At 60.6% G+C, this 22365-nt stretch carries 21 protein-coding genes; all 21 read left to right on the forward strand.

The window, feature by feature from the left end; all coding sequences use genetic code 11:
- Positions 1-662: 662 nt before the first annotated feature.
- The 21 genes from rfbF to fliS all read left to right on the forward strand — a co-directional run bounded on the left by rfbF (position 663) and on the right by fliS (position 22363).
- Positions 663-1436, forward strand: a complete 774-nt coding sequence (gene rfbF / locus ACYYKW_RS13825; RefSeq protein WP_093103530.1) for a glucose-1-phosphate cytidylyltransferase — start codon at positions 663-665, stop codon at positions 1434-1436.
- The gene (gene rfbG / locus ACYYKW_RS13830; protein ID WP_464990366.1) at positions 1418-2500 is read left to right on the forward strand and encodes a CDP-glucose 4,6-dehydratase; all 1083 of its coding nucleotides are present in this window, start codon (positions 1418-1420) and stop codon (positions 2498-2500) included. Before rfbF ends, rfbG begins: the two co-directional genes overlap by 19 nt.
- Entirely contained in the window at positions 2497-3057 is a 561-nt protein-coding gene (locus tag ACYYKW_RS13835) for a dTDP-4-dehydrorhamnose 3,5-epimerase family protein (protein WP_464990367.1), read from the forward strand. The genes rfbG and ACYYKW_RS13835 overlap by 4 nt, the downstream gene beginning before the upstream one ends.
- The gene (locus ACYYKW_RS13840) at positions 3054-4280 is read left to right on the forward strand and encodes a methyltransferase domain-containing protein (protein ID WP_464990368.1); all 1227 of its coding nucleotides are present in this window, start codon (positions 3054-3056) and stop codon (positions 4278-4280) included. The genes ACYYKW_RS13835 and ACYYKW_RS13840 overlap by 4 nt, the downstream gene beginning before the upstream one ends.
- The gene (locus ACYYKW_RS13845) at positions 4277-5128 is read left to right on the forward strand and encodes an NAD-dependent epimerase/dehydratase family protein (protein ID WP_464990369.1); all 852 of its coding nucleotides are present in this window, start codon (positions 4277-4279) and stop codon (positions 5126-5128) included. The genes ACYYKW_RS13840 and ACYYKW_RS13845 overlap by 4 nt, the downstream gene beginning before the upstream one ends.
- A complete protein-coding gene (locus tag ACYYKW_RS13850) occupies positions 5125-6195 on the forward strand; it encodes a class I SAM-dependent methyltransferase (protein WP_093103514.1) in 1071 nt (356 codons plus the stop codon). The genes ACYYKW_RS13845 and ACYYKW_RS13850 overlap by 4 nt, the downstream gene beginning before the upstream one ends.
- Positions 6196-6212: 17 nt before the next feature.
- Positions 6213-6950: a cephalosporin hydroxylase family protein gene (locus ACYYKW_RS13855; protein WP_464990392.1), complete on the forward strand. Its 738-nt coding sequence runs from the start codon at positions 6213-6215 to the stop codon at positions 6948-6950.
- Positions 6951-7005: 55 nt separating this feature from the next.
- The gene (locus ACYYKW_RS13860; protein WP_464990370.1) at positions 7006-9918 is read left to right on the forward strand and encodes a glycosyltransferase family 2 protein; all 2913 of its coding nucleotides are present in this window, start codon (positions 7006-7008) and stop codon (positions 9916-9918) included.
- A gap of 23 nt (positions 9919-9941) precedes the next feature.
- Positions 9942-10943 (forward strand): UDP-N-acetylglucosamine 4,6-dehydratase (inverting), encoded by a 1002-nt coding sequence (gene pseB / locus ACYYKW_RS13865; RefSeq protein ID WP_206414922.1) that lies wholly within the window; start codon positions 9942-9944, stop codon positions 10941-10943.
- Positions 10940-12100 (forward strand): UDP-4-amino-4,6-dideoxy-N-acetyl-beta-L-altrosamine transaminase, encoded by a 1161-nt coding sequence (pseC, locus tag ACYYKW_RS13870; protein ID WP_464990371.1) that lies wholly within the window; start codon positions 10940-10942, stop codon positions 12098-12100. Before pseB ends, pseC begins: the two co-directional genes overlap by 4 nt.
- 28 nt (positions 12101-12128) lie before the next feature.
- Positions 12129-12749 (forward strand): pseudaminic acid biosynthesis-associated methylase, encoded by a 621-nt coding sequence (locus tag ACYYKW_RS13875; protein WP_464990372.1) that lies wholly within the window; start codon positions 12129-12131, stop codon positions 12747-12749.
- On the forward strand, positions 12746-13441 hold the full coding sequence (pseF, locus tag ACYYKW_RS13880; protein WP_464990373.1) for a pseudaminic acid cytidylyltransferase: 696 nt from the start codon (positions 12746-12748) through the stop codon (positions 13439-13441). The genes ACYYKW_RS13875 and pseF overlap by 4 nt, the downstream gene beginning before the upstream one ends.
- On the forward strand, positions 13438-14943 hold the full coding sequence (gene pseG, locus ACYYKW_RS13885; protein WP_464990374.1) for a UDP-2,4-diacetamido-2,4,6-trideoxy-beta-L-altropyranose hydrolase: 1506 nt from the start codon (positions 13438-13440) through the stop codon (positions 14941-14943). Before pseF ends, pseG begins: the two co-directional genes overlap by 4 nt.
- A complete protein-coding gene (gene pseI, locus ACYYKW_RS13890; protein ID WP_464990375.1) occupies positions 14936-15988 on the forward strand; it encodes a pseudaminic acid synthase in 1053 nt (350 codons plus the stop codon). Before pseG ends, pseI begins: the two co-directional genes overlap by 8 nt.
- A 226-nt stretch (positions 15989-16214) precedes the next feature.
- Positions 16215-17141, forward strand: coding sequence for a ketoacyl-ACP synthase III (locus ACYYKW_RS13895; RefSeq protein WP_093103492.1), 927 nt, complete (start codon positions 16215-16217; stop codon positions 17139-17141).
- An 86-nt stretch (positions 17142-17227) separates the two neighbouring features.
- On the forward strand, positions 17228-18517 hold the full coding sequence (locus ACYYKW_RS13900) for a motility associated factor glycosyltransferase family protein (protein WP_464990376.1): 1290 nt from the start codon (positions 17228-17230) through the stop codon (positions 18515-18517).
- Positions 18514-18780: a hypothetical protein gene (locus ACYYKW_RS13905; protein ID WP_464990377.1), complete on the forward strand. Its 267-nt coding sequence runs from the start codon at positions 18514-18516 to the stop codon at positions 18778-18780. The genes ACYYKW_RS13900 and ACYYKW_RS13905 overlap by 4 nt, the downstream gene beginning before the upstream one ends.
- A gap of 242 nt (positions 18781-19022) precedes the next feature.
- Complete coding sequence (locus ACYYKW_RS13910; RefSeq protein ID WP_073472782.1) at positions 19023-19874, forward strand: flagellin domain-containing protein; 852 nt, start codon at positions 19023-19025, stop codon at positions 19872-19874.
- Positions 19875-19946: 72 nt separating this feature from the next.
- The gene (locus tag ACYYKW_RS13915) at positions 19947-20303 is read left to right on the forward strand and encodes a flagellar protein FlaG (protein ID WP_041479011.1); all 357 of its coding nucleotides are present in this window, start codon (positions 19947-19949) and stop codon (positions 20301-20303) included.
- A gap of 82 nt (positions 20304-20385) precedes the next feature.
- Positions 20386-21834: a flagellar filament capping protein FliD gene (gene fliD / locus ACYYKW_RS13920; protein WP_093103483.1), complete on the forward strand. Its 1449-nt coding sequence runs from the start codon at positions 20386-20388 to the stop codon at positions 21832-21834.
- Between the two features lie 130 nt (positions 21835-21964).
- Positions 21965-22363, forward strand: a complete 399-nt coding sequence (gene fliS / locus ACYYKW_RS13925) for a flagellar export chaperone FliS (RefSeq protein ID WP_090282350.1) — start codon at positions 21965-21967, stop codon at positions 22361-22363.
- Positions 22364-22365: the final 2 nt, after the last annotated feature.

A 22365-nucleotide genomic window follows, 5' to 3' on the forward strand; every position in this document is an offset into this window, starting at 1 on the left:
TTTCGCCCTTACGGCGAGTCACCTTTTTCAAACGCCAAAAAGGTAACCCAAAACGCTTGCTCCTGCGTTCGGCCCTCGCAGGCTCGGGTCCCTTCGCTGTGGGATCGATCCGGGCGCAGCGGCTACGGTTTGCTTCGCTGCACCTACGTCCGCTGTGTACGACTTCGTCGTACGGTCGCTGCGCTCCTACGCCCGGATCGGTCCCTCCACTCAGCCTTCCGACGTCGCCGGTGACGCAAGATCAAGAGCACTCGAGCTGGCGCTCATTGTTGAGTGGTTAGAAGCGCCGCATGGCTTGAGATTTTCGGTGGACTCGCCCCTCACCCCAGCCCTCTCCCGAGGGAGAGGGAGCCGATTTGTGAGCCGTTCAAAACTTGAGTTCGACTCGGTATTTCGAGTCGGCGTAGTCCTCGCATCCACCAGTCCCCTCTCCCTTTGGGAGAGGGTTAGGGTGAGGGGCTTTTGATTTTGCTCCGGCTTGGTGTTCATCGTTGCCAGTGATTTTGGAGCTGGCGCGTTTCCTGCAAGTCCCCCTCAAATCGCCATAAAACGAGCGCTCGCGGTTATTTCACCTGAGCCCGGAACGGCAAAAGGTGTCGCCGCAAGGCCCGCAACGCTCAACAAAGCCATGCGCAGCCCGCTGCAGAACAAGAGGGGAGACGATGAAGGCAGTAATTTTGGCGGGTGGCCTCGGCACGCGCATCAGTGAAGAGTCGCACCTCAAGCCCAAGCCGATGATCGAGATTGGCGGCAAGCCAATTCTCTGGCACATCATGAAGCAGTATTCCGCCCATGGAATTCACGACTTCGTCATTTGCCTGGGCTACAAGGGCTATGCGATCAAGGACTTCTTCGCCAATTACTTCCTGCACACCTCCGACGTCACTTTCAACATGCGCGAAAATCGCATGGACGTGCACCAGAACTACAGCGAGCCCTGGAGCGTCACCCTGATCGACACCGGTGAAGAAACCATGACCGGCGGTCGTCTGTTGCGCGCCGGCCGTTATTTGCAGGATGAAGAAGCGTTCTGCTTCACCTATGGCGATGGCGTTTCCGATATCAACATTGCTCAACTGGTCGACTACCACAAAGCCCACGGGCGTCTGGCGACCGTCACCGCGGTGCAGCCGCCGGGCCGTTACGGCGCCCTTGAGCGTCAAGGCGATCAAGTGCTGGGCTTCACCGAAAAACCCCGCGGCGATGGGGGCTGGATCAATGGCGGCTTCTTCGTGCTCTCGCCAAAGGTGTTGCCGTACATCGCCGATGATGCCTCCACCTGGGAAGCCGAGCCGTTGGCGCGTCTGGCTGCAGACGAACAGTTGAAAGCCTTCGAACACGAAGGTTTCTGGCATCCAATGGACACCCTGCGCGACAAGAATCATCTCGAAGCGCTGTGGCAGAGCGGGGAGGCCCCATGGAAGCAATGGGCCTGAGTGCAAATTTCTGGCGCGGCAAACGCGTTCTCGTCACCGGACACACCGGTTTCAAAGGCAGCTGGCTGACCCTGTGGCTGCAAAGCCTCGGCGCGCAAGTCAGCGGCTTTTCGCTGGACCCGTCGACCGAGCCGAGCCTGTTCCAACTGGCGCGAGTCAGCGAGGGCATCAACGATCAGCGCGGTGACTTGCGCGATCTCGGCGCCTTGCTGGAAATCATTGCCGACACCGAGCCGGAGATTGTTCTGCACCTGGCCGCTCAGCCGTTGGTGCGCGAGGGCTATCGCGATCCACTCGGCACGTATTCCAGCAATGTCATGGGCACGCTGAACCTGCTCGAAGCGATTCGTCAGGTCGGTGGCGTTCGCGCCTGCGTGCTGGTGACCACCGACAAGGTCTACGCCAACAAAGAATGGCTGTGGCCGTACCGCGAAGACGAAGCCCTCGGTGGCCACGACCCGTACAGCAGCAGCAAGGCCTGTTGCGAGCTGTTGGCGCAGTCCTATGCCGCGTCGTTTTTCCCGGCGGACAAGCACGCCGAGCATGGCCTGGCCCTGGCCACCGCGCGTGCCGGCAACGTGCTGGGCGGCGGTGATTTTGCCCCGGAGCGACTGATTCCCGACGTGCTCAAAGCCTGGAGTGCAGACGAACCGGTGACCCTGCGTTACCCGCAAGCGGTGCGCCCATGGCAGCACGCGCTGGAACCGCTGGCGGGTTACCTGCAGTTGGCCGCTGGCCTGTATGAACAAGGCCCGGAATATGCCGGTGCGTGGAATTTCGGCCCGGGTGAGGCGGACATGTGCAGCGTCGGCGAGGTCGTCGAATTGCTCGCCAGCCGCTGGCCGCAGGCGCGTGGTCTGCGCATCGAAAAAAGCGAACTGCATGAAGCCGGTCTACTGCGTCTGGACAGCAGCCGCGCCCGCCAGTTGCTCGGCTGGCAACCGCGCTGGACCTTGCAGCAATGCCTGGCCCAGACCCTCGACTGGCATCTGGCGTGGCAGAACGGCGATGACATGCGCAACGTCACCCTCGGCCAACTGAAACTGTACCGAGGCGCGCTGTGAGCGAGTTCTCCTTGAAGGCGTTGCCACTGGCCGGGCTGTTCAGCGTCCGGCACAAGCGTTTCGAAGATCAGCGTGGGCACTTCGCCCGGCTGTTCTGCGAAGGCAGTCTGAGTGCGTTCGGCAGCGCGTTCCACATTCGCCAGATCAACCATTCCTGCACGCGCGAGAAGGGCAGTGTGCGTGGGCTGCATTACCAGAATGCCAACGCCCCGGAAGCCAAACTGATCACCTGCCTGCGCGGTGAAGTCTGGGATGTCGCGGTGGATTTGCGCCCGGATTCAGAGACATTTCTGCACTGGCACGCCGAGCATCTGAAGGCTGGCGATGGCCGCAGTCTGTTGATTCCGGCCGGTTTTGCCCATGGCTTTCAGACACTGACTGAAGACGCCGAACTGCTTTACCTGCACAGCGCCGATTACGCGCCGGAGCATGAAGGCGGGCTGTCGGTGAACGATCCGCGCCTGGCGATAGCCTGGCCGCTGCCTGTCAATAATTTGTCAGCGCGGGATTCCAGCCATCCCGCGCTCGATCAACACTTTGCTGGAGTGCGTCTATGAACTGCCGTGGGTGCGCTGCACCGCTGAGCCTGCCGCTGATCGACCTCGGCACCTCGCCACCGTCCAATGCCTATGTGCATGCCGATCGACTGGAGCAAGCCGAGCAGTGGGTGCCGCTCAAAGTCGCCGTGTGTCAGCAATGCTGGCTGGTACAGACCGAGGATTACACCCGCGCCGACAGCCTGTTCGACGCCGAGTACGCCTATTTCAGTTCGTTCTCCAGCACCTGGCTGGCCCACGCTGAGCGTTATGTCGCCGAGATGGTCGAGCGCTTCGGTCTCAACGCCGACAGCCGCGTAGTCGAGGTCGCCGCCAACGACGGTTACCTGCTGCAATACGTCGATGCACGCGGCATCGCTTGCCTGGGCGTCGAGCCAACCCGCAGCACCGCGCAGGCGGCACGCGAGAAGGGCCTGGAGATTCGTGAACTGTTCTTCGGTCGTGACACCGCCGCGCAGCTGCAAAGCGAAGGCTGGGGTGCCGACCTGATGGCGGCCAACAATGTGCTCGCCCATGTACCGGACATCAACGACTTCCTCGGTGGTTTCGCCACGCTGCTCAAGCCGAGCGGCGTCGCCACGTTCGAATTTCCGCAACTGCTGACGCTGATGGCCGGCGCGCAGTTCGACACGCTGTATCATGAACATTATTCCTACCTGTCGCTGACCGCCGTGCAGACTTTGTGCGAGCGCAATGGCCTGGAAGTCTTTGACGTCAGCCAGTTGAGCACCCACGGCGGCTCGCTGAGGGTGTTCGTGCAGCGCAAGGACGGCGAGCGCCGAGCGGTACAACCGGCCGTTCAGCAACAATTGCAAGCCGAACTCAATGCCGGGGTGAAAACCGCTGAGTACTACGCAACTCTCACGCCCGCCGCTGAACGCATCAAACATGCACTGCTGCGCTTTCTGTTGCAGGCCAAGGCCGAGGGCAAACGGGTGGTCGGTTACGGCGCGGCGGCCAAGGGCAATACCTTGCTCAACTACGCCGGGGTCAAGCCAGACCTGCTTGCCTGGGTCGCGGATGCCAACCCGCACAAGCAGGGCAAATTTTTGCCGGGCAGCCGCATCCCGATCGTGGCGCCGGTGCAGATCGATATCGACAAGCCGGATTACGTGCTGGTGCTGCCGTGGAACCTGCTGCACGAAGTCAGTCAGCAGCTGGCGCAAGTGCGTCAGTGGGACGGGCGCTTCGTGATCGCCGTGCCTGAGTTGAAAGTGCTGTGAAGGTGCTGGTCACGGGCGCCACGGGATTTGTCGGTCGGCATCTGGTTGCCGCGTTGCTGGCACGCGGCTGCGAAGTGCGCGCGGTGGCGCGTAATGCACGAACCGCGCAAGGCATGCCGTGGATCAACGACGTCGAGTTCATTGCCGCAGATATTCATGCTGCCGATCTTGATGTCGACGCGTTGACCGCTGGCATCGATGCCCTGGCGCATCTGGCCTGGCCGGGTTTGCCGAACTATCGGGCGCTGTTCCATTTCGAGCACAACCTGATGGCCGATTATCGCTTTATCAAAAGCGCGGTCGAGGCCGGCGTAAAGCAGGTTCTGGTCACCGGTACCTGCTTCGAATATGGCATGCAAAGCGGCCCGCTCAGTGAAACAACCGAGCCACGCCCGAGTAATCCGTACGGTCTGGCGAAACACACGCTGCACCTGTTTCTGCAGAATCTGCAGCAGGAACGGCCGTTCACCCTGCAATGGGCGCGGTTGTTCTATCTGCACGGCGCAGGACAGAACCCCAACAGCCTGCTCGCGGCACTGGACCGGGCGATCGATGCCGCTGAGCCGTCATTCAACATGTCGGCCGGTGAGCAGTTGCGCGATTTTCTGCCGATCGAAAAGGCAGCCGGTTACCTCGCCGCAATCGTGCAAAAACCGCATTTCAACGGTGTGATCAATTGCGCCAGCGGCCTAGCGGTTTCGGTGCGTTCGCTGGTTGAGCAGCGTCTACGCGAACGCGACGCGACGATCGAATTGAACCTTGGTCATTACCCTTATCCGAGCCACGAACCGCTGGCGTTCTGGGCGGTGACCGAGCGCTTGCAACAGTTACTGGGAGAGCCGCAATGAGGCACGAGTTGTATCGGGTCACCGACCTGCCGGTGTTGCAGAATCGCACCTTTGCCGACGCGGATTCGGCGCAGGCGTCGGCAAGTGCCGACATGCTGTTGGTGCAGGACGAGCACAGCGGTCTGATCTTCAATGCTGCGTTCGATGCCGACAAGCTCAACTACGACGCCGATTACCAGAACGAGCAGGCGCATTCCGGCCAGTTCCAGAAGCACTTGAACGACGTCGAAGGCATTATCGCCAGGCACTTCAAGGGCCGGGAATTGATCGAGGTCGGTTGCGGCAAGGGCTATTTCCTCGAACTGCTCAAGGGCCTGGGCTACTCGATCACCGGCATTGACCCGGCTTACGAAGGCGAGAACGCCGACGTGATCAAGGCACCGTTCACCCGTGGCCTGGGGCTGGCCGCCGATGCCATCGTTCTGCGCCATGTGCTGGAGCATATCCAGGACCCGGTGAGCTTCCTCGCCGTGATCGCCGAGGCCAATCAGGGCGGGCAGATCTACATCGAGGTGCCGTGCTTCGACTGGATTCTCGAACACAAGGCCTGGTTCGACCTGTTCTATGAGCACGTCAATTACTTCCGCCTCGATGACCTGCGCCGTCTGTTCGGCAGCGTGCACGAGGCTGGTCATCTGTTCGGTGGCCAATACCTGTACATCGTCGCTGACCTGGCAACCTTGCGCCTGACTCCGCAGCAACCGGTGCCGCGCCTGACGTTGCCGGATGGCTTCACCGCCAGCCTCGACCGCGCGGTGCAGATCATTCAGTCCGCCCCCGAGCAGGGCTCGGCGATCTGGGGCGCTTCGTCCAAAGGCGTGATCTATTCGCTGTTCCTGCAACGTGCCGGTGTCGCGGTGGACCGCGTCGTCGATATCAACCCGGCCAAGCAGGGGCGCTATCTGCCGTTGAGCGGTGCGCGGGTGTCGTCGCCGCAAGAGGCGATGGATGCGCTGCCCGAAGGCGCCAACCTGTTTGTGATGAATTCCAATTACCTCGAAGAGATCAAGCGGATGACCGGTGGACGCTACGTCTATCACGCCGTCGACAGCGCTTCGTTCCAGTGACCCTTGAGATGACCAACATGACCGACTACAGCATCAACCAAGCCTTCGAAGCCGAGTGCCGCGAGCAGATCGCCCAACAGGGTGATGACCCGAAACTGACCGGCCTGGCCCGCGATTTCTTCAACGAATCGGCCCGGCACAAATACAGCTACCACTTCTCCTGGATGGGCCGCCCGATCATCCAGCTGCCGCAAGACATGATGGCCATGCAGGAGATCATCTGGCAGGTCAAACCGGACCTGGTCATCGAATGCGGCATCGCCCATGGCGGTTCGATCATTTACTACGCCTCGTTGCTGGAGCTGCAAGGCCACGGCGAAGTGCTGGGCATCGATCTCGATATCCGTGCGCACAACCGCGAAGCGATCGAAAGCCATCCGATGGCCAAGCGCATCAAGATGATCGAAGGCTCGAGCATCGATGCAGGCATCGCCGCCCAGGTGCAAGCGGCGGCCAAGGGCAAGAAAGTCATTCTGGTGCTCGACTCCAACCACACCCACGATCACGTCCTCGAAGAGCTGCGTCTCTACGCGCCGCTGGTGTCGGTCGACAGCTATTGCGTGGTGATGGACACCGTGGTCGAAGACATGCCGGCCGATTTCTTCCCGGATCGTCCGTGGGGCCCGGGTGACAACCCGAAAACCGCCGTCTGGAAATACCTGGAAGAAAACCAGGATTTCGAGATCGACCGGCAGTTGCAGAACAAGCTGCTGATCACCGTGGCGCCGGATGGCTATCTGCGCCGCGTTCGTTAATTCGCAACATCCCCAAAGCGTTATCTCGGCGAGTCGCCGGTTGTGGAGAGAAGTTATGCAAGGCAAGTACAGTTCTGCACTGACGCTACCGCTCAACGAGTTGTTGACGGTGGTGCTGATTACTCACAATCGACCGGCGTTCCTGCGCCGTGCGGTGAAGTACTACAGCAGCTTGCCCTGCCGGATCATGGTGCTCGACTCCACGCCGGAACGTCCGGAAGGCGATTTTTCCGCCGTCGATTATCATCACGTGCCGCAATTCGCCTACTGGGGTATGCAGGCCAAACTGGCCTATGGCGTCGAGCAACTGACCACGCCCTATATGGTGCTGGCGGCGGATGACGATTTCATCGTGTTCGATTCGCTCTGCGAGTCTGTCGGCTTTCTTCAGGTCAATCGTGACTACGGCATGTGTCATGGCTATTGCCTGATGTACCTGGCGAAGGCCGATGGCGTGAACTACTACCGCCGCGACAAGAAGGTTCAGGAAGACTATTGCTCCGAGCGCGCGCAGGACCGCGTCATTGACTACATGAGTCAGTACATTCCGCCATTTTACGCGGTGACCCGTACCGACCTGATGAAAACCTGGCACTCGACATTGCCGCCGGGGACCAGTTTTCAATGGCAGGAAATCGGTCACGTGTATTTCCTGCTGGCCAGCGCCAAGGCACGGATCCTGCCAATTCCTTATGTGGTGCGTGAGATCAACTACGGCGTTTCCGATCACAATACCGATGTGTATCACTCGCTGACCTATCTTGATGCGAAGTCAGTCGCCGAACGAGAGGCGTTCGCCGATTTCCTCGTCTCGCTGCCTACCGGTATTCAAAACCTCGATGCAGGGCAGGCCAAGGCATTTGTTCTGGAGAGCTTTGCGGCGATGGCCGAGAGTCTGGCGGTCCGTCGGGCGTTGACTGCCGAGCTGATTTTCGAGTCGACCTGGAATCAGCAATTGCGCCGGCCTGATCGGCGTTTCGGCCCACTGCAGTACGTCGAGATGCCGTTCTACAACCAGGCGTTTTTCGATCTTCTGGAACAGTTTGAATTCATGATGCACACCCTGCCGGCGGGCCGCCTTCAGCTGGAAGGGCTGGAAGGCGTATGGACGCGTCAGGCGCATCTGCTCCAGGCGCGCAATAACGATACGCCGGAGAGTGTGATCGACCGGTTGTGGCAGGCGCATGATCTGAATGCGTTCAATCAGGTCGTTGCCAAGCGTCTGGCCGCGCAAATGCAAGTGCTCGGTGACGAGACGGCGGCGCAAATGCATGAATGGATCGCCCGCCTCGAGGCACTGACGGTCGACGATCATCAGCTCACGTTCGACAAGATGCAATCGGGACGTTTGTTGAATTGGCTGGCTGCACGCGCACCGGCCATCGAGCAGCTCGAGTCGATCAGCCAGCACGTGGCTGCTGAAGGGGGTGGCCCGCAGTTCGGTATCTTCCTGCTTGATCTGGACAACGACATCGACAAGTTGCAGGTGTCGCTCGACAGCCTGGTCGAGGGGCACTGCAAAGCATTCAGGATTGTCGTGTTCACCACCGGTGAAGCGCCGGCAGCGACCACTGCGCAGAACACCTTGCACTTTGTCCGTGTCACGCCCGGCAATCTCGTCGACAAACTCAACCAGAGCGCTCAGCAGTCGCCGAGCGACTGGCTGATGTTGGCTCAGGCCGGTGATGAGTTCACCGCCAGCGGCCTGTTGCGCGCCAGCCTTGAACTGATGGCTGCCCAAGGTGTGCGTGCTGTCGCCACCGATGAAATACAGCGCAAGGAAAACGGTGCGCTGGTCGACGTGTTCCGCCCCGGTTTCAATCTGGATCTGCTGCAAAGCGTGCCGTCACTGATGGCGCGCCATTGGTTGATCCGGCGCCAGGTGCTGCTCGAGGTTGGCGGGTATCAGGCCGATTTCAGCAAGGCGCTGGAATTCGATCTGTTGTTGCGCATCATCGAGCAGGGAGGCCTCGACGGCCTCGCGCATCTCGACGAGCCGCTGTTGATCACCGAGCGGGCGCCGCTGGAGGAAAACACCCACGAACGCCTGGCATTGCTGCGCCATCTCGGCAATCGCGGCTACAAGGCCAAGGTTACTTCGCAGACGCCGGGCACCTGGCAGATCGATTATCGCCACACCGAGCAGCCACTGGTTTCGATCATCGTGCCGGTCATCGATGATTTGCCGGCGCTGCGTCGCTGCCTGGAAGGCGTGCTTTTGCGGACCCGTTACAGCCGCTATGAAGTGCTGCTGGCAGCCAACGCCAATCAGTCGGCAGCCGTCAATGACTGGCTGGGCACGCTGCGCCATGCCAAGGTCAACGTGTTGCGTGCCGATCAGCCGTTGAGCGAGGTCGCGTTGTACAACGCCGCCAGCGAGCAGGCCCAGGGCGATTATCTGGTGTTGCTGGCCGCTGACAGTGAAGTGGTCAATCCGAACTGGATCGACTCGCTACTCAATCACGCTCAGCGTCCGGAAGTCGGGATCGTCGGTGCCAAGCTAGTCGACCGCGACGGCAAGGTCTCGCACGCCGGTTTGATTCTGGGTCTGAACGATGGCGTGGGCTCACCCTTCGTCGGCGAGAAACACAAGGCCGAGGGTTACATGCAGCGTCTGGTGGCCGAGCAAAATTATTCGGCTGTCTCCAGGGTCTGCATGATGGTGCGCAAAGAGCTCTATAGCGCCTTGGGCGGGCTGGATGAAGCGACTTTTGCTGAAGGTTTCGCCGATGTCGACCTGTGCCTCAAGGCCGGTCAGTCCGGTTACCTCACCGTGTGGACGCCTCTGGTGCAAGTGCTGCACAACGGCGAGCTGGCACAGCAGCCAGCGGCACTGGCGACGCTGCGTGAAAAATGGCCCGACGCCTTCGCGCACGACCCGGCCTACAACGCCAACCTGGCCCTGACCGGCAAAGGTTTTACCCTGGGCGAAAGTGCCCCGATCAACTGGGCACAGTTGCTCGCTTAAGCTCGCCGGACAGGAATCAGAACATGTTCAACGGTAAATCGATCTTCATCTCCGGCGGCACCGGCTCGTTCGGGCGCAACTTCATCCGTCGCTTGCTGGAGCAATACCAGCCCAAGCGCGTGGTGGTGTTCTCCCGCGACGAGCTGAAACAGTACGAGATGCAGCAGACGTTCAACGCGCCGTGCATGCGCTATTTCATCGGCGACGTGCGTGACGCTGATCGCTTGCGGCAGGCCATGCGCGGCATTGACTACGTGGTGCATGCCGCCGCGCTCAAGCAAGTGCCGGCTGCGGAATACAACCCGACCGAATGCATTCGCACCAACGTCAATGGCGCGGAAAACATCATCGCCGCGGCCATCGACAACGGGGTGAAAAAAGTCGTGGCGTTGTCCACCGACAAAGCAGCCAGCCCGATCAATCTGTACGGCGCGACAAAGTTGCTCTCGGACAAACTGTTCGTCGCCGCCAATAACATTGCCGGCGAGCAGCAGACCCGCTTTGCCGTGGTGCGTTACGGCAATGTCGCCGGTTCGCGCGGCTCCGTGGTGCCGTTTTTCAGTAAGCTGATCGCCGATGGCGCGCAGGAGCTGCCGATCACCGACGAGCGCATGACGCGTTTCTGGATCACCCTCGACCACGGCGTGCAATTCGTCCTCGACAGCTTCGCGCGGATGCACGGCGGCGAAGTGTTCGTGCCGAAGATTCCGTCGATCCGCATTGTCGATCTGGCGCGTGGCATGGCTGAGCATCTGCCGCACAAGAACGTCGGCATTCGTCCCGGCGAAAAGCTGCATGAGCTGATGGTGCCGCTGGACGATGCGCGCATGACTCTGGAATTTGAAGATCACTACACGATTCAGCCATCGATTCGCTTCACCAGCGTCGATGTCGATTTTGCCGTCGACAAACTCGGCGAGCGTGGGCGCACGGTGAGCGAAGATTTTGAGTACCGCTCCGACACCAACCCGCAGTTTCTCTCGGTCGGGCAGATCGCCGACCTGCACGCGAAACTCTCGGCATGATCCCCTACGGTCGGCAAAGCCTCGATCAGGCGGACATCGATGCAGTGGTCGCGGTGCTGCAATCGGACTGGCTGACCCAAGGGCCGACCATCGAACGCTTCGAACAGGCAATGGCCGCACGTTGCCAAGCCGATTTCGCCGTGGCGGTGTGCAACGCCACCGCCGCGCTGCATATCGCCTGTCTGGCGGCGGGGCTGGGGCCGGGCGATCGTTTGTGGACCACGCCGAACACCTTTCTCGCCTCGGCCAACTGCGGGCGCTATTGCGGCGCTGAGGTCGATTTCGTCGACATCGATCCGCTGACCTGGAACCTCGACGCGGTGGTGCTGGCGGCGAAGCTGGAACAGGCCGAGCGCGACGGCACGTTGCCCAAAGTGCTGGTCGCGGTGGCGTTCTCCGGGCAGAGCTGTGACATGCGGCGCATCGCCGAACTGGCTGAGCGCTATAACTTCACCGTGATCGAGGATGCCTCGCACGCCGTCGGCGCCAGCTATGGCGGGCGCCCGGTCGGGTGCGGCGAATTTGCCGCGATGACGGTGTTCAGTTTCCATCCGGTGAAGATCATCACCAGCGCCGAGGGCGGCATGGTCCTGACCAATCGCCCGCACCTGGCCGAGCGTCTGCAACGCCTGCGCAGCCATGGCATGACCCGCGATGCGCAGCAGATGACCGAGCCCAGTCACGGGCCTTGGTACTACCAGCAGATCGAGCTGGGCTTCAATTATCGGATCACTGATCTGCAAGCGGCGCTGGGCCTGTCACAGTTGGATAAACTGGACGGATTCATCGCCCGGCGCCGCGAACTGGCGGCGCGCTATGATCGCTTGCTGGCGTATTTGCCGGTGACGTTGCCGAGCCCGCAGGAAGAGGCGGAGTCTGCCTGGCACCTGTATGTGGTGCGCTTGCAGACCGAGCGCATCAGCCTCAGTCATCGTCAGGTCTTCGAAGGGTTGCGCGCCGCCGGTATCGGCGTGAATCTGCACTACATTCCCGTGCACTTGCAGCCTTACTATCGCGACCTGGGTTTTGCCGAGAGTGATTTCCCCGAGGCTGAACGCTATTACGCTCAAGCCATCAGCTTGCCGCTGTATCCCTTGCTGACTGATGAGCAGCAGGATCATGTAGTCGAGCAACTGCGGCGACTGACCGAAGAATGACCGCTGCGGCGGTGGACGAGACTGTGCAATGCGCGATCTGAGCGAGCAGGAAAGGTTCTGGCAGGGTGAGTTCGGCAACCAGTACGTTGAGCGCAACGTAGGCCAGGCGTTGGTGGCGGGCAATCTAGGGTTCTTCGCCAAAGCGCTGAGCCGCGCGGGGCGTGTCGACAGCCTGCTGGAGCTGGGCACCAACGCCGGCAACAATTTGCAGGCACTGCGTCAGCTATTGCCGCGTTGCGAACTGTTCGGGGTCGAGATCAACGAAACCGCGTGCGCGCAGGCGCAGGCGCTGGACATTGCGCAGATCTGGCACGGCTCGTTGTTCGATTTTGCCGGCGAGCGTCGCTACGATCTGACCCTGAGCAAAGGCGTGCTGATCCATCTGGCTCCCGAGCTGTTGCCGCGCGCCTATGCGCAGCTTTACGAGCTGAGTCAGCGCTACATCCTGATCGCCGAGTATTACAATCCGGCGCCGGTGGAAATCGCCTACCGTGGCAACAGCGGCAAGCTGTTCAAACGTGATTTCGCCGGGGAAATGCTCGACCGCCATGCTGACTTGCAGTTGGTCGATTATGGCTTCGTCTATCACCGTGATCGGCAGTTTTCGGCCGACGACATCACTTGGTTTCTGTTGGAAAAACGCCCTTGAGCAACGTCGCAATCATCCCCGCCCGAGGCGGGAGCAAGCGCATCCCGCGCAAGAATCTCTTGCCGTTCGATGGCGTGCCGATGATTGCCCGCTCGATCCGCACGGCGCTGGATTCAGGATTGTTCGAGCAGGTCGTGGTCAGCACCGACGATGTCGAGATTGCCGAGGTCGCGAGGGCGCACGGTGCGCAGGTACCGTTCATGCGCCCGGCCGATCTGGCCGATGATTTCACCGGCACGGCGACGGTCATCGCGCATGCGCTGGAGCAGTTGCCGACCTTCGATTTTGCCTGCTGCATTTACGCCACTGCGCCGCTGTTGCAGGTGCGCTATCTGCGTCAGGGTTTCGAGCTGCTGGAGCAGCATCCTGATCGATCATTCGCGTTCTCGGTTTGCGATTTCGCGTTTCCGGTGCAGCGTGCGCTGACCGTAGACGGGGAGGGCGCCTTGACGGCGTTATATCCCGAGTTTCGCAATACCCGCTCGCAGGACCTGCCCGAGGCGTATCAGGATGCCGGGCAGTTTTACTGGGGGCGCAGCGCGGCGTGGTTGCGCGGTGACGTGCTGTATTCGCCAGCCAGCCTGCCGGTGATCCTGCCGCGCTACTTGGTTCAGGACATCGACACGCCCGAAGACTGGAAACGCGCCGAATACCTGTACGCGGCGCTCAAGGCCGGCGGAGAACTGACATGAGAGTGCTGATCCGCGCCGACGCTTCGCCGACCATTGGCAGCGGCCACATCGCCCGTTGCCTGACCCTGGCGCGGGTGCTGCGCCAGCAGGGCAGCCATGTTGTGTTTGCCTGCCGGCGGTTGCCCGGGCATCGACTGGATGCCTTGAGTGCCGAGGGCTTCGAGACCTTCACGCTGCCCGAGCGCTATCGCGATGAAGACCCGCTGCAGGCCATCGAATCGATGCTGCCGTGGCAATTCGACATCGATGCGCTAGGCCAGCGTCTGGACGGTCAGGCGGAGTTCGACTGGATCATCGTCGACCATTACGGCCTCGACCATCACTGGCAAACCGCGGCGCGGCGCTGGGCGCATCGCATCGCGGCGGTGGACGATCTGGCCACGCGGCGCTACAGCGTCGATCTGCTGCTCAATCAGAATCTCTCGGGTCTGAGCGAAAACTACGCGCCGCTGCTGCCGGCGGGATGCCGAACCTTGCTCGGCCCACGCTATGCGATGTTGCGCGAGGAATTCGACTGCGCGGCAATCGATATCAAACCGACGGCGCGCCGGGTATTGGTCAACTTCGGCGGCTTCGATGCGGCGATGCAGACCCACCATGCGATGCTCGCCCTGGCCGATTTCAACGAACTGCAAGTGGACTTCGTTGCCGGCGCCGACAACCCGGCGTGGGCACAAATGCAGGCGCTGGCCGAGACGCGGCCGAACTGGCGCCTGCACAGTTTTGTCAGCGGTTTTTATCAGCGCATGACCGAAGCCGATCTGTTCATCGGCGCGGGCGGCGGTACCAGTTGGGAGCGTGCGGCGCTCGGGTTGCCAACGATCTGCATCGCGGTGTCGAACAATCAGCAGGCCAACGGTGAGGCCATGGCCGCTGCGGGCGCGCATGTGTTTCTCGGCGCCCGTGAGCAAGCCAGCGTTGAGCAATTGCGCGATGCGGTCGGCTTCGTTGCCAATAATTTTTATCTGCGCCAGGGCCTGGCCGAACGCTCGCGACAACTGGTCGATGGCCGCGGAGCCGAGCGCGTTGCAGCAGCATTGGCCGGGGCGGTGCTGAAGCTGCGCCCGGCAACGCTGGACGATGCGCAGTTGCTGTTCGACGGGCGCAATGCCGAAGCGGTGCGGCGCGGGTCGCTGGATTCCAGCGTGATCGACTGGCCGCAGCATCTGGACTGGCTGACGGCGAGTCTGCGCAATCCGCAGCGGCTGTTGTTGATTGCCGAGGCCGACCACGGTGCCGTCGGTGTCGTGCGTTATGACCTGCGCGGGTCTGACGCTGAAGTGTCGCTGTATCTGCTTGAGGGGCGCATCGGCCTGGGCTGGGGCAGGGCGCTGCTGGCTCGGGGCGAGGCGTTCGTCACGATGCACTGGCCGCAACTGCAAGCCATCACCGCTCGGGTTTTGCCGGGCAATGCGCCCTCGTTGAATCTGTTTCGTGACGCCGGCTTCAGCCAGGAGGCCTGCGTGTTCAACCGTGTTCTGAAGGATCAATCGCATGACTAGCTTCAAGATTGGCAATCGCTCGATCGGTGCCGATGCGCCGCCGTTCATCATTGCCGAGATGAGCGGCAACCATAACCAGTCGCTTGAGGTCGCCCTGCAGATCGTCGAGGCCGCTGCCAAGGCCGGGGCGCATGCCTTGAAGCTGCAAACCTATACCGCCGAGACCATGACCCTGGACCTGTCCGAAGGTGAATTTTTCATCAAGGATCCGGGCAGCCTGTGGGCTGGCACCTCGCTGTATGAGCTGTACGAAAAAGCCCACACGCCGTGGGAATGGCACGCGCCGATCTTCGCCCGCGCCAAAGAGTTGGGAATGCTCGCGTTCTCGACACCGTTCGATGACAGCGCGGTGGATTTTCTCGAAAGCCTCGATGTGCCGGCCTACAAGATCGCCAGTTTCGAAAACACCGACCTGCCGCTGATTCGTCGTGTGGCGGCGACCGGCAAGCCGTTGATCATTTCCACCGGCATGGCCAGCATCGCCGAACTGGATGAAAGCGTGCGGGCCGCTCGCGAAGCCGGCTGCAAGGATCTGGTGCTGCTCAAGTGCACCAGCACCTATCCGGCGACCCCGCTCAACAGCAACGTGCGCACGATCCCGCATCTGCGGGAACTGTTCGGTTGTGAGGTCGGGCTGTCCGACCACTCGATGGGCGTCGGTGTTTCGGTGGCAGCGGTGGCGCTGGGTGCGACGGTGGTCGAAAAACATTTCACCCTCGACCGTTCAGCCGGTGGCGTTGACGCCAGTTTCTCCCTGGAACCTTCAGAGATGGCCAGCCTGGTGGTGGAAACCGAGCGTGCCTGGCAAGCCATGGGCGAGGTGCATTACGGCGTCACCGAGGCCGAGCGCAAGTCGCTGGTGTATCGGCGCTCGCTGTATGTCACCGCCGACATGGCCGCCGGTGACACCTTCAGTCGCGACAATCTGCGCGCGATTCGCCCGGGTCTCGGTCTGCCGCCCAAGCACACCGACGCCGTCCTCGGCCGCCGCGCCCGCGCGCCGATCAAGCGTGGCACGCCGCTGGATTGGTCGCTGCTCGAATAAGCCGATCTGCACCGATTCGGCTAAATAGCGTGACCTGCGAGTCATAACGCGCATCTTCACTGTATTGTATTGATCGGGGAGATGGCGCCTGGCCCGTTTGCGGTTCCAGTGATAGCCCTTTGCGCTCCCCGTGGCTGCCCGTTGTGGCGGCCATTTGCTGTTTGTCGGCGCCCCTCGAAATCCTTGCGAGCGGTGGTCTTGGGCTGTTTTTTATTGGGAAGCCGTAATGATTGGCATAAAAAGCATTGCGAGCTACGTTCCTGTAGCCGGCGTGGACAATTACGCACAAGGTGCAAAATTCGAGAAGGATGAAGAGTTCATCCTTGGCAAGATCGGCTCGGCGTTCCTGCCGCGCAAAGATGCTGAACAGGAAACCTCCGACCTGTGCGTGGAAGCGGCCAATGCGCTGTTTGCCAGCAACCCGGAACTCAAACGTGAATCGATCGACGCGCTGATCGTCGTCACCCAGAATGGCGACGAAGAAGGCCTGCCGCACACCGCAGCGATCGTGCAGGACAAGCTGGGTCTGCCAACAAACGTAGCGGCGTTCGACATTTCCCTGGGCTGCTCCGGTTATGTCTATGGCATCTACGCGATCAAGGGCTTCATGGAAGCCGCCGGCCTGAAAAACGGCCTGCTGATCACCGCTGACCCGTATTCGAAAATCGTCGACCCGGAAGACCGCAACACCACCATGCTGTTTGGCGACGCCGCCACTGCAACCTGGATGGGCGAAGACCCGACCTGGGCGCTGGGCAAGGCCAAGTTCGGCACGGACGGTTCCGGCGCACCGCACTTGAAAGTCACCGACGGCGTGTTCTTCATGAACGGGCGCCAGGTGTTCAACTTTGCCCTGCTCAAAGTCCCCGCTCACTTGCACGAACTGCTCGATGACTCCGGCCTCAAGTCCGATGACATCGATGCGTTCTGCATTCACCAGGGCAGCGCGGCGATCGTCGATGCCGTGGCGCGACGTTTCGAAGGTGAGCCGGAGAAGTTCATCAAGGACATGGTCGAGACCGGTAACACCGTGTCGTCGAGCATTCCGTTGCTGCTGGAAAAACACGCGCTCGATTCGCAATGGCAGCGGGTCGCGCTGAGCGGCTTCGGTGTCGGTCTGTCGTGGGGTTCGGCGATCATCTATCGTCCCTGATCGACACAAAAACAGCGGATACAAAAATAGCGTTCAAGGTTAACCTTGAACGCTATTTTTTTGCCTGATACGGAGCGCGAGGCGCCATGAGCGAGTTTTTCCAAGCCAATGCCCAAGTGTTGCAGCGGCGCTGGCCGGCGCTGTTCGCGCGCTTGCAGGCCGAGGACGGCGCAGGCGTTGCCGCAGTACTGGTGCACGGGCTCGGCTCGACGCTGAGCATCAATGGCGTGCAACTGACCAGCCGCCATGACCGCCTGCATGAGGCGCGGATACAGGCGGCGAGCCTTCCGGAAAAACCGCAACTGCATGTCTATGGCACCGGGTTGGGCGATTTGCCCGGTGTGCTGCTCGCGCGTGCCGGTCTTGAGCGCTTGTACGTGCATATCCTCAATGGCGCACTGTTCGCACTGGTGCTGCAACTGCTCGATCAGCGCCATTGGCTGGACGATCCGCGCGTCGAGTTGTTTTACGCCGATGAGCATGCTGACTTCTTCACGCCGTTTTTCGCCTTGCCTGCCGAGTTGCTGCTGGCCGATGACGCTAATGCGAAGATCCGTGATCGGCTGGTCAATGAAATTCACCTGACGTTCAACAACCGTGAGTTCGATCCGCAGTCAGCGCAGATCCAGCAGCGCTTGCAGGAATGCCTGCCGGTGTTGCTCGGCGATGCCGATGTGGCGCAACTGTTCGGTAGCTGCGCCGGGCGGGAAATCTATGTGATTGCCACCGGGCCGAGTCTGGAGCAGCACTTCGCAAGTCTGGCGGCGATCCGCGAACGTGCCGAGCGGCCTCTGTTCATTTGTGTAGACACCGCTTATCGCCCGCTGCGCGAGCACGGGATCGCGCCTGACCTTGTGGTGAGCATCGATCAGCGCATCGGCTTCCGGCATCTGCCTTTTGAGCAGTCCGATGGCATCCCGCTGGTGTATCTGCCGATGAGCGATCCGACCGTACTGCAGGCGTGGAAGGGCAAACGTTATGGCGGCTATTCCGCGAGCCCGATCTATGCGGACTTACGTGAGCGCTACCCGCGCGGCCAGTTGCACGTCGGCGGCAGCGTGATTCATCCGGCGGTGGATCTGGCGGTGAAGATGGGCGCTGCGACGATCACCCTGTTTGGCGCTGACTTCGCTTTCCCGATGAACAAGACTCACGCCGGCTGGGATGACGGCGATCTCGGGCCACCGGTGAGTCAGGCGCGGCACTGGGTGCGCGACGGCCACGGGCAGCGGGTCAGTACGCAGCTGAACTTTCGCGGATATCTGTGTGTGCTGGAGCGCTACATCGCTGCGCATCCACAGGTCGAGTTTCTCAACAGCAGTCGATCCGGGGCATTGATCGCCGGAACCGCGTTCAACCCGGAGTTCGTGCAATGAATGCCCTGAGCCACTGCATGAAACAGTGCCGCGACACTGCAGCGCTGTTTCGCCTGGGCCGTGATGTCGAAGCGGCGCTGGGCATGGTCGATGTCTTCGAATATGCCCAGCAGTGCCTGGCGTCTGCCTCTGTAGAGGCTCAGCAACAGTGGGCGCAGGTGTTGACGCAGATGTTCGAATGTCAGGAGCGTCAGGACTGGCTGGCCCTGGCCGATTATATGGAGTACGAACTGGTCGAACTGCTGGAAAGTGCTGCGGCCTGAACAGGCCGATGGCGCTGGCCCGCCGCTTTGCGCGGCAGGCGGTTTTATGACGTCAGTTTTTCGCGGTTGGAGGGCGTCTAAGTCTTTGTTTTCTAGGGGGTGGCGTGGTGATGGCAAAATTTTTTCAAAAAGCCCTCAAGCAACCTGCAAACCCGACGATAACTATTACGAAGGTTCTCTAGGCCATACCCGGCGGTTGCCAGGGCCGGAAGCCGCAGTACCCAACCAACGAGGAATTCGTCATGGCTTTAACAGTAAACACCAACACCACATCGTTGAACGTTCAGAAAAACCTGAACCGCGCTTCCGACGCTCTGTCGACTTCGATGCAACGCCTGTCTTCCGGCCTGAAAATCAACAGCGCTAAAGACGACGCTGCCGGCCTGCAGATCTCCAACCGTATGTCCTCGCAGATCCGCGGTAACACCCAGGCCATCCAGAACGCCAACGACGGTATCTCCGTTGCCCAGACCGCTGAAGGCGCTCTGCAAGCGACTACCGACATCCTGCAGCGTATGCGTGAACTGGCTGTTAAAGCCCGTAACGGTACCAACGGCACTGCTGACCAGACCGCTACCAACGCTGAATTCGCTCAGATGTCCGACGAGATCACCCGTATCTCGGCTTCGACCAACCTGAACGGCAAAAACCTGCTGGACGGTTCGGCTGGTACTGTGACCCTGCAAGTGGGTGCAAACACCGGTTCGGCTAACCACATCGACCTGGTACTGAGCTCCAAGTTCGACGCCGTCAGCCTGTCTGTTGGCAGCGGCACTGTGGTACTGACCGGCGCCAGCCCTTCTGACGCTGCCGTTGCCATCGACAGCGCGATCACTGCAATCGACGCAGCTATCGCTAACATCGGTGCAACCCGTGCCAGCCTGGGTGCTTCGCAAAACCGTCTGACCAGCACCATCCAGAACCTGCAGAACATCACTGAAAACACCACCGCTGCTCAGGGTCGTGTACAGGACACCGACTTCGCCGCTGAAACTGCTAACCTGACCAAGCAGCAGACTCTGCAGCAAGCTTCGACCTCCGTACTGGCCCAAGCCAACCAACTGCCTTCCGCTGTACTGAAGCTGCTTCAGTAATTCGGATCGAGTTTAAGCGGGGGAGTGCGCTTGTCGTGCTCTCTCGCTTTTTTACGTTAAGAGGTGATGGGCATGGACATGAGCGTAAAGCTTAACGTGTCTTATCCGGCTCCCAAGCCAGTGACACCGGTTGCTGACAAACCGTCAGAGCTGCCTAAAGTCCAAAAGACTGAAGCACCGGTCGCTGCCAAGGATCAGGATTCGGACGGCGCCAAGTTGAAACTGGCGGTGCAAGAGATCGAAAAGTTCGTCCAGTCGATCAAGCGTAATCTGGAGTTCTCGATTGACGAGCATTCCGGCAAAGTCATCGTCAAGGTGATCGCAAGCGAGACAGGTGAAGTCGTTCGACAGATTCCTTCCGCCGAAGCCCTCAAGCTGGCGGACAGCCTCGCCAACGCAAGTCACGTGTTGTTCGACGCCAAAGTCTGATAAATGGCATGAATAGTGTTTGTTCGTTCCCAAGACGCCTTTAACGGTCAAAAGAATGGCAACAATCTGAAGGGAGATGCACATGGCAAGTCCAATTCTACCGGGTTCCGGACTGGGTTCTGGCCTGGACATCGGCGCGATCGTGACTGCGCTGGTCAACGCCGACAAGTCTGCCAAGCAGACACAGATCGATACCGCGACCAAAACCAACAGCCTGAAGATTTCCGGCGTCGGTTCGCTGAAAAGTGCATTGGCGGCATACCAGAAAGCAATGGGTGATCTGAACAAGGCAACGAGCCCGGCGTTTGCCGGTTTTACTGCGACTTCGGACACGCCGACTGTTGTCGGTGCCACATCGGATAAAACCGCCGTACCGGGTACGTATAGCGTCGTTGTGAAAAATCTGGCCACCGGCTCGAAAGTCGCCAGTGCCGCCTTCGCCGGCGGGGCCGCCAGTGCCATTCCGAGTGGTACTCTGAAAATCAGTCAGAATGGCATTGATTACAATGTCGCGATTCCGGCCAATGCCACCTTGCAGTCCACGCGCGATGCGATCAACACCGCGCAGGCCAGCAACGGTATTTCGGCCAACATCGTGACCGACAGCACCGGTTCGTCGCGACTGGTGCTCAGCTCGAACAAGACGGGTGCCGGCATGGACCTGAAGGTCAGCGGGATCGCTGGTCTGGAGATCGATGGCACCCAGGAAATGGGCAGCAGCCCGGCGGCCGGTGCGTCCGGTGCTGTCGGTAAGCTGGCGATGGATGCCAGTCTGACCATCGACGGCCTGGCCGTTACCAGCAAGACCAATACCGTGACCGGTGCAATCAGCGGCATGACCCTGAATCTGGTCACCGCAAGTCCAGTCGTCGGTGGCGTGGCAACACCGTCTACCGTGTCGGTCGCTACCAATACCGCCGGGATTCAGACGTCGCTGCAGTCGTTCATCGACTCCTATAACACCTTGAAGAAAACCATCGACACCTTGTCCAAGGCAACGCCGGACGCGGATGGCAATCTGACCGTTTCGGCAGCGTTCACGGGTGACGCTCTGCCGCGTTCGCTGATGGCGGACGTGCGCGCTCAGTTGACCGATCCAGGGGCGGGCGGAGCAGGGCAATTGTCCGTACTGTCGCAGATGGGTGTGTTGACTGACAGCAAGACTGGTTTGCTCACGCTCGACACTGCCGTGTTCAACAAGCGTATGGAAACCCCGGGCATGGCTGGCCAGGTCCAGCAATTGTTCAGCGGTACCGACGCGAAAAACGGTCTGTTGGCACGCATGAGCGCGGCGGTCGATCCCTACGTCAAGACGGGCGGGCTGCTCGATCAGCGCAGTTCCAATCTGACCAATCTGACGAGCAGCTTGCAGAAGCAGCAGGTGGCGCTCGACTTGCGCGTCGCCAACCTGACCACGACGTTGACCGCCAAGTACAACGCCATGGATTTGCTGGTCGGCCAGATGAAAGCGACGGCGAGCAACATCACCTCGTTCTTCAGCTCGCTGAATGCTCAGCAGTCCGCGAAGTAACGGTTGGTAACGACAAAAACCCGGCTACGCTAGCTCAGCGTGTGCCGGGTTTTTGTCTTTTGATCTAAAGTTTTCAGGCTCGTTGGCGATACACTGGTTATACGAGTCATTGTGGCAAATGAGGTAGAACATGAACCCGATGTTAGCCCTTCGGCAGTATCAGAAAGTCGGTGCCCATGCGCAGACATCCGAAGCGAGCCCGCACCGTCTGGTGCAAATGTTGATGGAAGGTGGCCTGGCCCGTATCGCTCAGGCCAAAGGCGCCATCGAGCGCAAGGACATTCCTGGCAAGTGCACTTCGATCAGCAAGGCGATCGGCATTGTCAGCGGTCTGCGCGAAGGTCTCGACCTGGAAAACAACGCCGAAGCGCTGGCCGACCTGGATGGCCTGTACATTTACATGATGAAGCGTCTCGCCGAGGCGAACATCAGCAGTGACCCGCGCATTCTCGACGAGGTTGCCGGCTTGCTGAGCACGGTCAAGGAAGGCTGGGACGCCATCGCGCCTGTGCCTGCTCCGCAGTTCTGAAG

Source organism: Pseudomonas sp. 15C (genome assembly GCF_055484735.1).

Bases quoted from the DNA above. Each gene is read 5' to 3' on its own strand.
- ACYYKW_RS13855 (WP_464990392.1), top strand. From the start codon at position 6,213: ATGACCGACTACAGCATCAACCAAGCCTTCGAAGCCGAGTGCCGCGAG.
- fliD (WP_093103483.1), top strand. From the start codon at position 20,386: ATGGCAAGTCCAATTCTACCGGGTTCCGGACTGGGTTCTGGCCTGGAC.
- pseC (WP_464990371.1), top strand. From the start codon at position 10,940: ATGATCCCCTACGGTCGGCAAAGCCTCGATCAGGCGGACATCGATGCA.
- pseI (WP_464990375.1), top strand. From the start codon at position 14,936: ATGACTAGCTTCAAGATTGGCAATCGCTCGATCGGTGCCGATGCGCCG.
- rfbF (WP_093103530.1), top strand. From the start codon at position 663: ATGAAGGCAGTAATTTTGGCGGGTGGCCTCGGCACGCGCATCAGTGAA.
- fliS (WP_090282350.1), top strand. From the start codon at position 21,965: ATGAACCCGATGTTAGCCCTTCGGCAGTATCAGAAAGTCGGTGCCCAT.
- ACYYKW_RS13895 (WP_093103492.1), top strand. From the start codon at position 16,215: ATGATTGGCATAAAAAGCATTGCGAGCTACGTTCCTGTAGCCGGCGTG.
- ACYYKW_RS13850 (WP_093103514.1), top strand. From the start codon at position 5,125: ATGAGGCACGAGTTGTATCGGGTCACCGACCTGCCGGTGTTGCAGAAT.
- ACYYKW_RS13900 (WP_464990376.1), top strand. From the start codon at position 17,228: ATGAGCGAGTTTTTCCAAGCCAATGCCCAAGTGTTGCAGCGGCGCTGG.
- ACYYKW_RS13910 (WP_073472782.1), top strand. From the start codon at position 19,023: ATGGCTTTAACAGTAAACACCAACACCACATCGTTGAACGTTCAGAAA.
- pseB (WP_206414922.1), top strand. From the start codon at position 9,942: ATGTTCAACGGTAAATCGATCTTCATCTCCGGCGGCACCGGCTCGTTC.
- rfbG (WP_464990366.1), top strand. From the start codon at position 1,418: ATGGAAGCAATGGGCCTGAGTGCAAATTTCTGGCGCGGCAAACGCGTT.
- pseG (WP_464990374.1), top strand. From the start codon at position 13,438: ATGAGAGTGCTGATCCGCGCCGACGCTTCGCCGACCATTGGCAGCGGC.
- ACYYKW_RS13905 (WP_464990377.1), top strand. From the start codon at position 18,514: ATGAATGCCCTGAGCCACTGCATGAAACAGTGCCGCGACACTGCAGCG.
- ACYYKW_RS13860 (WP_464990370.1), top strand. From the start codon at position 7,006: ATGCAAGGCAAGTACAGTTCTGCACTGACGCTACCGCTCAACGAGTTG.
- ACYYKW_RS13915 (WP_041479011.1), top strand. From the start codon at position 19,947: ATGGACATGAGCGTAAAGCTTAACGTGTCTTATCCGGCTCCCAAGCCA.
- ACYYKW_RS13840 (WP_464990368.1), top strand. From the start codon at position 3,054: ATGAACTGCCGTGGGTGCGCTGCACCGCTGAGCCTGCCGCTGATCGAC.
- ACYYKW_RS13875 (WP_464990372.1), top strand. From the start codon at position 12,129: ATGCGCGATCTGAGCGAGCAGGAAAGGTTCTGGCAGGGTGAGTTCGGC.